A 13,292-nucleotide genomic window follows, 5' to 3' on the forward strand; every position below is an offset into this window, starting at 1 on the left:
TTTCCTTCCTATCAGAGTTTAATTATTATCTATCTCACTGGATTTTCACATAAAACTTTTTGTTTTTCCACCGCACTTTTTTCTCTCTATTGGCTAAGATCACACAAATAAGATGCACTAACAATTGTTATTGAGTGATTTATTCATTATAAGCACTCATATTGTGCTTATTTAAGCATGCTGAATAGATTCATCTCGGTGAAACCGTGATAAATTAAGTAAGCACCAAACATAAGAAAAATGATACCAGCAAGATTATCAATATAACGACTGTATCTACTATAAAATTGTTTTGCTAAACGACGAGAAAAGAGAATAGAAATGGCATAAAAATAAAGAAAAGTTTCTATTACAATGATAAAAAGTGCAGTTAGTATTTGCCACACTTCAGTTAAGCTGACTAAGATGAGTGACATCACACTAGCAAAATAAATAATTGCTTTTGCATTAGAAAGATTAATCAATAGCCCTTTTAGAATCTCTGCTGGAATTGTGGTATTTTCATTTAATTCTTGTTCAGAATAAGACTCAAACTCTACATTAGTCCGACTATTGACCATTAGCCAGCCTAAATAAGCTAAATAACTGCCGCCTAAACACATAATTATCCCATGAAAAAGAGGGATAGTTGTAAATAAGAGAGCAAGACCTAAAATTGAGGCTAATGCCCAAAAGAAAACCCCCAAGGTAATACCAATGATCGCACAAATCGCATTACGCCGTGAATTACTCGCAGCCACACGACTCACGTAAAAAAAATCTGGACCAGGTGTAATCAGGCCAAAGAAATGCACAATCACTAAATTAAGCATGATATTTCCTAGATGAAAAGATTCAACAGAAAAACAATTAAAATAGCATATATTGCTGCAAGCACATCATCTAACATAATCCCAAAGCCACTTTCTAACTTATGATCAAAATAACGAATAGGATAAGGTTTTAAAATATCGAAAAGACGAAATAAAACAAATGCAGTAATACACCAAAAAAATGATAATGTAGGAATAGCAAGTAGAACAAGGAAAATACCGACAATCTCATCCCAAACAATCGCACCATGATCATGTACGCCCATATCATCTGCAGTTTTTTGACAGAGATAACAGCCAAACCAAAAACAAAGTACGGTTAAAAAAAAGAAAAAACTGTGGCTTAAATAGTGTAATAAAAACTGGCCTAATAAGAGACCAGCTACACTCCCCCATGTACCAGGAGCAGGGCGAATTAAGCCAGCACCAAAGCCGACTGCTAAGAAATGAATTGGATTACGTAGATTAATGCGCTGAATAGGTGATGTCATTTTTATTCATCCAAAGCAAAATGATCGAAACCAGACTTGAGCCCTATTTCTATCGGTACGCCATTACGTTCAAATTTTATCCGTTTTTTATTTTGCGGGCTAATAGCTCGCACTTGTCCAACACAAGTGTATTCTACCCCAATATAGGCTAAAGCACGCTCTAATTTTGCTTTATTACTATCAGGTACTGTAAAACACAATTCATAGTCTTCACCACCAGTTAAAGCAAATTCTTCTGCTTTTGGCAAGCCGAAAATACTAACAAGCTGTGGAGAAAGTGGCAATTTATCAACATCAACCACAGCACCACATTGGCTACGTTCAAGAATATGTCCTAAATCTGCGATGAAACCATCAGAAATATCAATCGCAGAATTAGCTAGTGAAGAAACCGCTAATTCAAGTCCTAATAGGACCCGTGGTGTTGGTCGAAGATGACGTTGGATTAAAAATTCTTCAGTAGAATTAATCGCACTTTTGCCCGCTAATAACAATGATAAACCAGCGGCACTATCGCCTAACGTGCCAGAAACATAAATCCAATCACCTACTTTTGCACTATGTCGACAAAGTGCCTTACCTTTAGCAATGATTCCATGTGCAGTTATAGTGATAGACAAAGGACCTTTGGTTGTATCCCCACCAATTAGATCAACATTATAATGATCCAGTACATCAAAAAAACTCTGGCTAAATTCACTTAGCCATTGCTCATTCACCTCTGGTAAGGTTAATGCAAGAGAAACCCAAGCAGGTTCAGCTCCCATCGCAGCAAGATCGCTTAAATTAGTCACAGCAGCTTTATAGGCTAGATCTGCTGGACTGATTGTTGAGAGAAAGTGAGTATTTTCCACCATTGTATCTGTCGTAATGACCAAGCGCTGATTTTGACGCAATTCAGTAATAGCGCAATCATCACCAATAGAGACAATAACATCTTTACGAGCAGTACGTTTTGATGAGGCTGTGAAATAACGTTGAATTAAATCAAATTCACCATTACTCATAAATCACCTCTAATAATAGTTATTTACGAGATAATGCAGGCGCAACTTTATCTAAAACGCCATTCACATACTTATGGCTGTCATCTGCCCCAAATACTTTTGCTACTTCGATTGCCTCATTGATAACAACTTTATATGGCACATTGAGCTCAAATTTCAGTTCATATACAGCAAGACGTAAAATAGCTTTTTCAATAGGATCAAGTTCTTTGATATCACGATCCAAATAAGGCGTCATCGTTTCATCCACAATTTCCACATTTTCAGCCGTTTGACGGAAGAGTTGACGAAAATAGGAAACATCCACGCCTTTTAAATCTTGATCAGCAATAAAAGCTAATTCAACTTCGGCTGGAGAATTTTGTGATACATACCAAGAATATAAAGCTTGCACAGCACATTCTCTCGCACGACGACGTGGCGAGACTTTTTTTTCTACTTTTGATTCTGTCATCTAAATTACGCCGCATCAATTTGAGCTAATAAATTCACCATTTCTAAAGCTACTAATGCTGCTTCAGCACCTTTATTACCAGCTTTTGTACCCGCACGTTCAATAGCTTGCTCAATATTTTCTGTTGTTAATACACCAAAGGCTACTGGGATTTCCGCATTCATTGCCACTTGTCCTAGTCCACTACTCGCCTCACCTGCCACATACTCAAAATGAGCTGTTCCGCCACGAATAACTGTACCTAAAGCCACAATCGCATCATATTTCTTTGTTTCAGCTAAACGGCGAGCTACTAAAGGTAGCTCATATGCTCCTGGTGCACGTACTAACGTAATATTTTCTTCTTTTACTTGACCAATACGTTTCAAGGCATCAATAGCACCTTCTAATAAGCTTTCATTAATAAAACTATTGAAACGTGCAATGACGACTGCTATTTTCGCATTTGGCGCAGCTACTGTACCTTCTAATACTTTCATGTTCTTTCCTAATCTACAATTAATTGGATAAAATCGGTTGCGAATTTTAACACAAAATTTTTATTCAATCAGTAGTTATATTGAGACATTTATTCACAAACCTTCAGCTTGGATATTAAGAACAATGACATAATATAAAAACAATAGTGACATGATATTTTTTTACGTTAAAATGGCTACTTTTTATCTATTCAAATATTGAGAGTTCTTATGAAAAATAAAACTTTTGGAAGCGCGCTGCTAGTTGCTGGTACTACAATTGGTGCTGGTATGCTTGCGATGCCGCTCACTTCAGCAGAAATGGGCTTTACTTATACGTTAATTCTTTTATTCATTTTATGGGGATTGCTTTCGTATAGCGCGCTACTTTTTGTTGAGGTCTACCAAAAAGCAGAAACAAAAAATGCAGGAATTGCTACATTAGCAGAGCAATATTTTGGCTTACCAGGACGAATTTTAGCAACTCTTTCACTCATTGTGTTTATGTATGCTATTTTATCTGCTTATGTAACAGGCGGTGGTTCACTACTAGCAGGTGTATTACCTTTTTTAGGTGAACATGCAACATCAATTTCAATTGTTTTATTCACTGTTGTACTTGGCGTGTTTATTGTCATTAGTACGAGTGCAGTAGATATGCTTACGCGTTTACTCTTTGCTATAAAATTAGTCGCTTTTGCATTAGTGTTACTGATGATGCTGCCACTTGTAAAAAGTGATAATTTACTTGCCATGCCATTAAAAGATTTCTTAATTATTTCAGCCAGCCCTGTCTTTTTTACTTCTTTTGGTTTCCATGTCATCATACCAAGTATTAACAGCTACTTAGATGGAGATATTCGTCGTTTACGTATTGCTATCATTACAGGTACAGCGATCCCACTTGTGGCTTATATTGTATGGCAGATGGCAACACACGGTGTTTTCCCACAAACGCAATTCGTTGAAATCTTAAACACAGATCCAACATTAAATGGTCTCATTACAGCGACTTATCAAGTAACAGGAAGTGGTATTATTAGCTCGGCAATGCGTTTATTTTTCACTCTAGCACTGATTACTTCTTTCTTAGGTGTTGCTCTGTCTCTATTTGACTGTTTATATGATTTACTAAAACGAGTAAACATTAAAACAAACCGTATTTCATTAGGCTTATTAACATTTTTACCACCACTTATTTTTGCTTTGTTCTATCCAGAAGGTTTTGTGATGGCACTAGGTTATGCAGGACAAATGTTTACTTTTTATGGTTTAGTATTGCCCGTAGGAATGGCATGGCGTGCAAGAAAACGTTATCCAGAATTACCATATCGTGTTATAGGCGGTAACATGGCTTTGTTAGGCGCATTAATACTCGGTATTCTGATTATGAATGTGCCTTTCTTAATTAAAGCTGGCTATTTACCTGCTGTGATTGGCTAAATCTTTTCTTTAATCATTCACTTCCTAAAGGGCAAATACACAACATTTGCCCTTTTTTATTTACTTATCTATGTAAATAAAAAAACACGGCGACTCACGATTCCCATCTTCCTTATATCGCTAAAAAATACAGTTAAAGTATATAAATATCATCTACTACTTTAAGTCTTTTCAAGAAAATAAATGAAGCCATACTAGAATGAAAAAATTTTGACAAATTCGAACATTTTTTCATTTTCTTTGTCTTATGACATACTTAAACTACGCTTTATCATTTAATTTGTTTTATATTTTTATTGGAGAAAATGAACAATGAAAAAAAGAAATTTTCTATTAACCAGTATTGCACTCGGATTAAGCATTCTATCAACCCCAATGATCAGTCAAGCCTCATTGCCTACTCATATTGATGGTCAACAAGTCCCAAGTCTTGCGCCAATGCTAGAAAAAGTACTTCCTGCTGTTGTCTCAATTTCAGTCGAAGGCAAAGCAAAATCCAATGGTCCAGCACAATTTCAGGGCATTCCCGAAGAATTTCGATTTTTCTTTGGTCCTGATATTTTTAATGACCGTGCTCCTCGCAACTTCCGTGGTATTGGCTCTGGTGTCATTATTAACGCCGAAAAAGGTTATGTATTAACAAACAATCATGTTATTGATAGTGCAGATAAAATTACTGTCCAGTTACAAGATGGTCGAGAACTTACTGCGAAAGTTATTGGAGCTGATGAGTTATCTGATGTAGCACTGATTCAAATTGAAAAACCAAAAAATTTGACCGCACTTACTATTTCTGACTCAGATAAACTGCGTGTAGGGGATTTTACTGTGGCAATTGGTAATCCATTCGGCCTAGGTCAAACTGTTACATCTGGTATTATTTCAGCATTAGGGCGCTCAACTGGCTCAGATAGTGGCACTTATGAAAACTATATCCAAACAGACGCAGCAGTGAATCGAGGTAACTCTGGTGGTCCATTAATCAATTTACAAGGTGAGTTAATTGGTATTAATACTGCTATTATTTCACCAAGTGGTGGGAATGCAGGTATTGCTTTTGCTATTCCAATTAATATGGCAAACAATCTCGTACAACAAATTCTTGAATTTGGAGAAGTTCGTCGTGGTATGTTAGGGATAAAAGGTGGTGAATTAAATGCTGATTTAGCTAAAGCATTTGACATCGAAGCACAACAGGGTGCTTTTGTCAGTGAAGTATTACCAAACTCAGCTGCCGAAAAAGCAGGCTTAAAAGCAGGTGATGTTATTATCGCTATGAATGGTCAAAAAATTTCAAGTTTTGCAGAAATGCGTGCAAAAATTGCCACATCAGGAGCAGGTAAAGAAATTGAATTAGCTTATTTACGTGATGGTAAAAAACAAACGACAAAAGTTACTTTACAATCTGATGATCAAACTCAAGCAGATGCGAGTACTTTACTTCCTGCATTAACAGGTGCAGAAATGAGTAATTATGATGAAAAAGGGTTAAAGGGTGTCGTCATTACTCGTGTTGCACCAAAATCCATTGCAGAACAACGTGGACTGAAAAAAGATGATATTATTGTCGGTGTTAATCGCCAAAAAGTGGAAAACTTAGGGCAACTCCGTAAAATTCTAGATACTAAACCATCTGCAATTGCACTAAATATTGTTCGAGGTGAAAATAATTTCTATTTATTGATTCAATAACAATTCATAAATACAAAAAGGACAGATTAATCTGTCCTTTTTTAATATGCCTTGGCGTTTTACTTAAATCGACTGTAATATTTAATTATCTGTTAATAGCCCAAACCTAAGAAAAACAATACGACAGCCATTAAAATTTGCTCTTCAGGAATAGCCTGCCCATTTAACTTCAACGCATTATTTTCAAGCAATAATCCTAAATTTACTGATTTTTCTGAATCGACCAATACACCTTGTTGGATTGCCTCTTCAAACATGACATTTACCATTTGTTCAGCAGCTAACATGGCCTCTTCTTTTGTAACACCATTAGCTTCTTCAACCATTGCGACTAGTTTAACTAAAGCGTTTTTATTTAAATCAATATTCAGTGCTAATTGCTTGAATAGTTCTAAAACTTTACCTTGCTCTAGGACATCAAAATTACCGCTAGCCATTTCAATGATAAGATTAGCTTTAAGATCACCCGCATCTGTTGTTAATTTTAACGGATCAACTTGTAATAATGGTTGATTCTGTAAGATAGTTTTAGCTAATGCTTGAATTTGTTCTTCTGGCAAAGGCTCATAATCTGGATTCTTATCAAGAATAGCCAATAGTTCATTCATTGCTTTACCATCTAAATTTTCAAGCTTAAATTTAGCATCTAAATCACCAACTGTTTTACCATTAACTAACATTTCTGGTGCCTTAGTAACTAATTCATAGTTAACCGAAGTATTTTCTATTTTAGTATTCGCATCGAAAGACATGTTTCTATACTCTAAATTAAAATCTCTCATGTCTCGTTCAGTAAGAGAAACTCGGAAACTATCAATCAATGCACTTTGTCTACCTGCTGGAATATGCTCCCATTCACTGCGTTGTAACTCACTATCAATTTTAATATTATTTATTTCAACAATCGCTTTAGAAGAATCATCTGTATTATCAACAACAAGTTTTAATCCTTCGATAATTGCTTGTGATTTACCAATGCCACCTTCGGTTACTTTATCAAACTTCAGCTCAATCCCTTTCCATAAAAGATCTGCATCAATCAAGTCGAACTTAACTGGCGCAATTTTTGCCTGACCACTAAAAGTCGAATCATAACCAATTTTAATTTGACTCTCGAATGGATTCTTACCTTGTGCATAATCGAACCATGCTTGAGTTTCTTCATTTTTCACAATACGATCATTACTTGAAAGTAATGTTGGCACAAGATCAAATTTAGCAACACGATCTAGTGGAAATGGTCCATGATACAAAGTACCTTCAAATGGAACTTTCACTTGGGTATCAGGCAGTTTTACAATGAAATCATAAGTTACATTAGAGCTAAAAATACCACGCTCAATCGACAGATTATCAAATTTAATCTCACCACCTGCAGATTCAAGGCCTGCAAATTGTGTATTAATTAAAGTAAGATGTTCCTGTGCTTTTTCTTCTACTGATTTGCCCGTGTACCAAGCACTTCCTGTCCAAACAGCACCAAGCGCAACAATAACACCTAAAGCAACTAATGATTTTTTCATAAATAAATTTCCTAAAATAAAGGTTAATTGAAGTGCTTAATCTATCATAAATCATGATTGTATAGAATATATTCTTCATAGTTTATTCGGCGATAAAATGCATTGTTTTCTATATTAAAATAAATTTTTATATTTCCTCTTGAACTTTTAGCTTTTAACCTCACTTATTACAGCACAAACAAACTGAACAAAATATGACAGAAATGAATATGAAAAATTTTTCTTTTCATCACTTGAAATACAAAATTTCGTCCTTATTTTGGAAAAACAAAGCGAATTAACGAATTTACTAGGAGAAAATAAAAATGGGAAAAATTATTGGTATTGACTTAGGTACAACAAACTCTTGTGTGGCTGTTATGGACGGTGGTACACCACGTGTCATCGAAAATGCAGAGGGCGATCGTACTACTCCGTCAATCATTGCATATACACAAGATAATGAAACATTAGTGGGACAGCCAGCTAAACGCCAAGCTGTTACTAATCCAAAAAATACGGTATTTGCTATTAAACGTTTAATTGGTCGCCGTTTCCAAGACGAAGAGGTACAGCGCGATGTTAACATTATGCCATTTGAAATTGTTGCTGCCGATAATGGTGATGCATGGGTCGGTGTAAAAGGTGAAAAAATGGCACCACCACAAATCTCTGCAGAAGTATTGAAAAAAATGAAGAAAACTGCAGAAGATTTCTTAGGTGAGCCAGTAACTGAAGCCGTAATTACAGTACCTGCATACTTCAACGACGCTCAACGTCAAGCTACTAAAGATGCTGGTCGTATCGCTGGTTTAGAAGTTAAACGCATCATCAACGAACCAACAGCAGCAGCACTTGCTTATGGTTTAGATAAAGGTCAAGGCAACAAAACTATCGCTGTTTACGACTTAGGTGGTGGCACATTCGACTTATCAATCATTGAAATCGATGAAGTTGGTGGCGAAAAAACTTTCGAGGTATTAGCAACTAACGGTGATACTCACTTAGGTGGTGAAGACTTCGATAACCGTGTAATTAACTACTTAGTTGAAGAATTTAAAAAAGAACAAGGTGTTGATTTACGTAATGACCCATTAGCAATGCAACGTTTGAAAGAGGCGGGTGAGAAAGCGAAAATTGAACTTTCTTCTGCACAACAAACTGATGTGAATCTTCCATACATCACTGCAGATGCAACAGGACCAAAACACTTAAACATTAAATTAACTCGTGCAAAATTAGAATCACTTGTTGAAGATTTAGTTGCTCGCTCATTAGAGCCTGTTAAAGTGGCATTAGCAGATGCAGGTTTAAGTGTGTCACAAATTGATGATGTCATCCTTGTTGGTGGTCAAACTCGTATGCCACTTGTGCAACAAAAAGTTGAAGCATTCTTTGGCAAAGCACCTCGTAAAGACGTGAACCCTGATGAGGCAGTGGCTATCGGTGCGGCAGTACAAGGTGGTGTATTAGCGGGTGATGTGAAAGACGTATTATTGTTAGACGTAACCCCACTTTCATTAGGTATCGAAACTATGGGTGGTGTGATGACAACTTTAATTGAGAAAAACACAACGATTCCTACTAAGAAATCACAAGTGTTCTCAACTGCGGAAGACAACCAAAGTGCGGTAACAATTCACGTCCTTCAAGGTGAACGCAAACGTGCGGCAGACAACAAATCTTTAGGTCAATTCAACCTAGAAGGTATCAACCCTGCGCCACGCGGTATGCCACAAATTGAAGTAACTTTCGATATCGATGCGGATGGTATTATCCATGTATCTGCGAAAGATAAAGGTACGAACAAAGAGCAAAAAATCACAATTAAAGCGTCTTCTGGTTTAACAGATGAAGAAATTCAACAAATGGTACGTGACGCAGAAGCGAACGCTGAAGCAGACCGTAAATTTGAAGAATTAGTTCAAGCGCGTAACCAAGCAGATCATTTAGTTCATAGTACACGTAAACAGTTAACTGAAGTGGGTGACAAATTATCAGCTGACGATAAAGCACCAATTGAAAAAGCGGTCTCTGACTTAGAAGCAGCTGCAAAAGGTGAAGATAAAGCGGAAATCGAAGCGAAGGTTCAAGCATTAATTCAAGTGTCTGAAAAATTAATGCAAGCGGCTCAGCCACAGCCTGATGCGCAACCGCAACAAGCACAAAGCGGAAAACCAAATGATGATGTGGTTGACGCTGAATTTGAAGAAGTGAAAGATAACAAGTAATTTCATTTTCACAAAAATCGAAGGGCGTAGCGATACGCCCTTTCGGTCTATTAATCAATCAGCTATTTTTCTTTACCTTATTGATAAAGTAAGGTAAAGAAAAATAAATCTGGAGGATAAATGTCCCTAATACTCTACCCACTTGTACAAAAACGTCTTAATAACAAAATTGCTAATGAGGTAATTCCCTCACTATGGCAAGAGAACGCGAAATTATTACCTCAAAATGCATACTGTTATGGCGTTTATTTTAATTATGAGTCGGATAATCAAGCTGACTATGATTTTGCAATTGCGACAGAACAAGAAGTGAAGACAACCATCCCCACTATTGAAATTGAAGATTTAAGCTTCTACGAAGTATTTCGTTGTAAAGTAGATGAAATTTATCAAACTTGGCAACTTATTTGGAAAAAAGAGCAACAAGGTTTGCTAAAACGTGCTTATACAGTAGATTTTGAAAAATACTATCCAGATAATTCAGTGGCTATTTATATCTCTGTTGTACCACATTGTTAAGCTAGAATATGCAGTAAAACTTTTCAAAAAATGACCGCTCTTTTGCTTATATAAAATAACATTATTAACAATAAAGGAAAAATACAATGGAATTTGCGACACAATGTTTACATGCAGGATATAGCCCGAAAAATGGGGAGGCTCGCATTCAGCCCATCGTACAAAGTACGACATTTACTTATGATTCTGCAGAAGAAATCGGCAAGTTATTTGATTTACAAGCGGCTGGCTATTTCTATACACGCTTGTCTAACCCAACAACAAATGCAGCAGAAGAAAAACTGACCGCGCTTGAAGGTGGTGTGGCAACAATGTGTACCGCCTCTGGTCAATCAGCGGTATTTTACGCAATGCTCAATATTTTAGAAGCAGGCGATCATTTTATCTCGTCTTCTTATGTCTATGGAGGTACTTACAACTTATTTGCTCATACCTTCAAAAAAATGGGCATTGAAGTGACGTTTGTGGATCAAGATTTACCACTCGAAGAATTGAAAAAAGCAATTCGTCCAAATACCAAAGCTATATTTGCAGAAACTATCGCAAACCCAGCATTACGTGTATTGGATATTGAAAAATTTGTTGCTCTTGCAAAAGCATCACAATCACCATTATTAATAGATAACACGTTTGCAACCCCATATTTCTGTCGTCCAATTGAATTTGGTGCCAATGTAGTGATCCACAGTACATCAAAATATCTAGATGGTCACGCAGTCGCACTTGGCGGTTCAATTACTGATGGCGGTAACTTTGACTGGAATAACGGCAGATTCCCACAATTAAGTACGCCAGACCAAACCTACCACGGTTTAGTTTATACCGAAACTTTTGGTTCTGCCGCTTATATTGTAAAAGCACGCGTACAATTAATGCGAGATCTTGGTGCAACTCCTGCTCCACAAAATAGCTTTCTACTCAATTTAGGGATGGAAACCTTAGCAGTACGAATGGAGCGTCATTATGAAAATGCACAAGCTGTCGCAGAGTTTTTAGAAAAACATCCACAAGTAGCCAAAGTGAGCTACCCAGGTTTAACAAATTCAAAAGATTACGCATTAAAACAAAAATATTTACCAAACGGCTTATGTGGTGTGATTTCTTTTGAAATTAAAGGTGGTAGAGAAACAGCAGCAAAATGGTTAAATGCATTGAAATTAGTTTCTCGCGAAGTGCACGTAGCTGATATTCGTACTTGTGCCTTACACCCCGCAACCTCAACGCATCGTCAATTAAATGAAACCGAGTTAGAAAATGTGGGTATCTCAGCAGGATTGATTCGTCTTTCTTGTGGTATTGAAAGTATCAAAGATCTTTTAGCAGATTTAGAACAAGCGTTCGAAGCAGCTAAATAATTAAAATAATCAGGGCAGAAACACTTCTGCCCTATGTTAGTGCAGACTAAAGCAATAATCTTATATTTTTTGAAAAAGAAATATCAGCTTATCTCTTTAAAAATCAGAAATAGCACAGAGATCATTCCTGATAAACAAAGAAACCCTATTTGATTTAAAGTAGTAAATAAACGGAAACAGTAAATATTATGGCAAAAAAAGATTATTACGAAGTTCTTGGTGTTGAGCGTAGTGCGGATGAAAAAGAAATCAAACGTGCATATAAAAAACTTGCGATGAAATATCACCCAGACCGTACGCAAGGCAACAAAGAACTAGAAGAAAAATTTAAAGAAATCCAAGAAGCTTACGAAATCTTAAGCGATAAGCAAAAACGTGCAAACTATGACCAATATGGTCATGCTGCGTTTGAGCAAGGCGGCTTTGGAGCTGGTGGCTTTAGCGGTGCTGACTTTGGTGATATCTTTGGCGATATGTTCGGTGATATTTTTGGCGGTGGTCGAGGTCGCCAACGTGTCGTACGCGGTGATGATTTACGTTACGATCTTGAAATCAGCTTGGAAGAAGCCGTTCGAGGTACAACTAAAGATATTCAAATTAACACACTGGCGCATTGTGATACTTGCGATGGCTCAGGAGCAGAAAAAGGCTCTAAAGTAGAAACATGTCCAACTTGTCATGGCGCAGGTCGTGTTCGTCGTCAGCAAGGATTTTTTGTGACAGAACAAGTCTGTCCAACTTGTCATGGTTCAGGGAAAAAAATCGAAAATCCATGTAAAACATGCCATGGCGATGGTCGCATACATAAGAAGAAAAATCTTTCTGTTAAAATTCCTGCTGGTGTGGATACAGGTAACCAATTACGCTTATCTGGCGAAGGTGCAGCAGGCGAACATGGTGCACCAAACGGTGACTTATATGTCGTGGTCCATGTACGTGAACATCATATTTTTGAACGTGATGGCAATAATCTATATTGTGAAGTACCAATCAGCTTCACTATGGCGGCATTAGGCGGAGAAATCGAAGTCCCGACCTTAGATGGACGAGTTAAGCTCAAAATTCCAGCAGAAACTCAAACAGGTAAGCTCTTCCGTATGCGTGGGAAAGGCGTAACTTCAACTCGCTCAGGTTATGCTGGCGATTTAATTTGTCGTATTATTGTGGAAACACCAGTACGATTAAGTGAAGAACAAAAAGAGTTATTACGTAAACTTGAAGAAAGTCTTGAAGGTTCAAGCAATAAACCAAAATCATCAAGTTTCTTTGACGGCGTAAAAAACTTCTTCGATAATTTAGGTAAGTAAATCTTTATAAATCAACCGCAC

Annotated in this window: 12 protein-coding genes; 6 read left to right on the forward strand and 6 right to left on the reverse strand. The window is 36.8% G+C overall.

What is annotated here, in order from left to right; all coding sequences use genetic code 11:
- Positions 1 to 167 precede the first annotated feature (167 nt).
- From K7G93_RS04160 to ribH, 5 genes are read right to left on the reverse strand one after another with little or no spacing between them, the layout of a single operon-like run.
- Positions 168 to 812, reverse strand: a complete 645-nt coding sequence (locus tag K7G93_RS04160) for a homoserine/threonine efflux transporter (RefSeq protein WP_115322613.1) — start codon at positions 810 to 812, stop codon at positions 168 to 170.
- An 8-nt stretch (positions 813 to 820) separates the two neighbouring features.
- Entirely contained in the window at positions 821 to 1,303 is a 483-nt protein-coding gene (locus tag K7G93_RS04165; RefSeq protein WP_226690548.1) for a phosphatidylglycerophosphatase A family protein, read from the reverse strand.
- 2 nt (positions 1,304 to 1,305) lie between these two features.
- The gene (gene thiL / locus K7G93_RS04170) at positions 1,306 to 2,310 is read right to left on the reverse strand and encodes a thiamine-phosphate kinase (RefSeq protein ID WP_223668256.1); all 1,005 of its coding nucleotides are present in this window, start codon (positions 2,308 to 2,310) and stop codon (positions 1,306 to 1,308) included.
- Between the two features lie 19 nt (positions 2,311 to 2,329).
- Complete coding sequence (nusB, locus tag K7G93_RS04175; RefSeq protein WP_115322611.1) at positions 2,330 to 2,764, reverse strand: transcription antitermination factor NusB; 435 nt, start codon at positions 2,762 to 2,764, stop codon at positions 2,330 to 2,332.
- Between the two features lie 5 nt (positions 2,765 to 2,769).
- The gene (ribH, locus tag K7G93_RS04180; protein WP_049214171.1) at positions 2,770 to 3,243 is read right to left on the reverse strand and encodes a 6,7-dimethyl-8-ribityllumazine synthase; all 474 of its coding nucleotides are present in this window, start codon (positions 3,241 to 3,243) and stop codon (positions 2,770 to 2,772) included.
- 210 nt (positions 3,244 to 3,453) lie between these two features.
- Here ribH and K7G93_RS04185 point away from each other — a divergent pair, with 210 nt between their 5' ends.
- Together K7G93_RS04185 and K7G93_RS04190 are read left to right on the forward strand one after the other, a co-directional pair.
- Positions 3,454 to 4,665 (forward strand): aromatic amino acid transport family protein, encoded by a 1,212-nt coding sequence (locus tag K7G93_RS04185; protein ID WP_226690547.1) that lies wholly within the window; start codon positions 3,454 to 3,456, stop codon positions 4,663 to 4,665.
- A gap of 312 nt (positions 4,666 to 4,977) precedes the next feature.
- Positions 4,978 to 6,357: a Do family serine endopeptidase gene (locus tag K7G93_RS04190; RefSeq protein WP_115322609.1), complete on the forward strand. Its 1,380-nt coding sequence runs from the start codon at positions 4,978 to 4,980 to the stop codon at positions 6,355 to 6,357.
- A 92-nt stretch (positions 6,358 to 6,449) separates the two neighbouring features.
- On the opposite strand, the gene K7G93_RS04195 is transcribed toward K7G93_RS04190, so the two are convergent.
- Positions 6,450 to 7,880, reverse strand: a complete 1,431-nt coding sequence (locus tag K7G93_RS04195) for a YdgA family protein (protein WP_115322608.1) — start codon at positions 7,878 to 7,880, stop codon at positions 6,450 to 6,452.
- A 305-nt stretch (positions 7,881 to 8,185) separates the two neighbouring features.
- Between K7G93_RS04195 and dnaK the strand changes: the two genes are divergently transcribed.
- From dnaK to dnaJ, 4 genes are all read left to right on the forward strand, one after another.
- On the forward strand, positions 8,186 to 10,090 hold the full coding sequence (dnaK, locus tag K7G93_RS04200; RefSeq protein ID WP_115322607.1) for a molecular chaperone DnaK: 1,905 nt from the start codon (positions 8,186 to 8,188) through the stop codon (positions 10,088 to 10,090).
- 120 nt (positions 10,091 to 10,210) lie between these two features.
- Positions 10,211 to 10,609: a GyrI-like domain-containing protein gene (locus tag K7G93_RS04205; protein WP_223668258.1), complete on the forward strand. Its 399-nt coding sequence runs from the start codon at positions 10,211 to 10,213 to the stop codon at positions 10,607 to 10,609.
- Between the two features lie 86 nt (positions 10,610 to 10,695).
- Entirely contained in the window at positions 10,696 to 11,964 is a 1,269-nt protein-coding gene (locus K7G93_RS04210) for an O-acetylhomoserine aminocarboxypropyltransferase/cysteine synthase family protein (protein ID WP_226690546.1), read from the forward strand.
- Between the two features lie 188 nt (positions 11,965 to 12,152).
- Positions 12,153 to 13,271, forward strand: a complete 1,119-nt coding sequence (gene dnaJ, locus K7G93_RS04215) for a molecular chaperone DnaJ (protein WP_160530907.1) — start codon at positions 12,153 to 12,155, stop codon at positions 13,269 to 13,271.
- Positions 13,272 to 13,292 lie beyond the last annotated feature (21 nt).

Origin of the sequence: Pasteurella canis (assembly GCF_020810675.1) — a bacterium.
Taxonomy (GTDB): Bacteria; Pseudomonadota; Gammaproteobacteria; order Enterobacterales; family Pasteurellaceae; genus Pasteurella; species Pasteurella canis.

What these genes read in the sequence shown, in the direction of transcription:
- K7G93_RS04205 (WP_223668258.1), top strand. Translation starts at nt 10,211, where the DNA reads ATGTCCCTAATACTCTACCCACTTGTACAAAAACGTCTTAATAACAAA.
- thiL (WP_223668256.1), bottom strand. Translation starts at nt 2,310, where the DNA reads ATGAGTAATGGTGAATTTGATTTAATTCAACGTTATTTCACAGCCTCA.
- dnaJ (WP_160530907.1), top strand. Translation starts at nt 12,153, where the DNA reads ATGGCAAAAAAAGATTATTACGAAGTTCTTGGTGTTGAGCGTAGTGCG.
- K7G93_RS04185 (WP_226690547.1), top strand. Translation starts at nt 3,454, where the DNA reads ATGAAAAATAAAACTTTTGGAAGCGCGCTGCTAGTTGCTGGTACTACA.
- dnaK (WP_115322607.1), top strand. Translation starts at nt 8,186, where the DNA reads ATGGGAAAAATTATTGGTATTGACTTAGGTACAACAAACTCTTGTGTG.
- K7G93_RS04210 (WP_226690546.1), top strand. Translation starts at nt 10,696, where the DNA reads ATGGAATTTGCGACACAATGTTTACATGCAGGATATAGCCCGAAAAAT.
- K7G93_RS04195 (WP_115322608.1), bottom strand. Translation starts at nt 7,880, where the DNA reads ATGAAAAAATCATTAGTTGCTTTAGGTGTTATTGTTGCGCTTGGTGCT.
- K7G93_RS04165 (WP_226690548.1), bottom strand. Translation starts at nt 1,303, where the DNA reads ATGACATCACCTATTCAGCGCATTAATCTACGTAATCCAATTCATTTC.
- K7G93_RS04190 (WP_115322609.1), top strand. Translation starts at nt 4,978, where the DNA reads ATGAAAAAAAGAAATTTTCTATTAACCAGTATTGCACTCGGATTAAGC.
- K7G93_RS04160 (WP_115322613.1), bottom strand. Translation starts at nt 812, where the DNA reads ATGCTTAATTTAGTGATTGTGCATTTCTTTGGCCTGATTACACCTGGT.
- ribH (WP_049214171.1), bottom strand. Translation starts at nt 3,243, where the DNA reads ATGAAAGTATTAGAAGGTACAGTAGCTGCGCCAAATGCGAAAATAGCA.
- nusB (WP_115322611.1), bottom strand. Translation starts at nt 2,764, where the DNA reads ATGACAGAATCAAAAGTAGAAAAAAAAGTCTCGCCACGTCGTCGTGCG.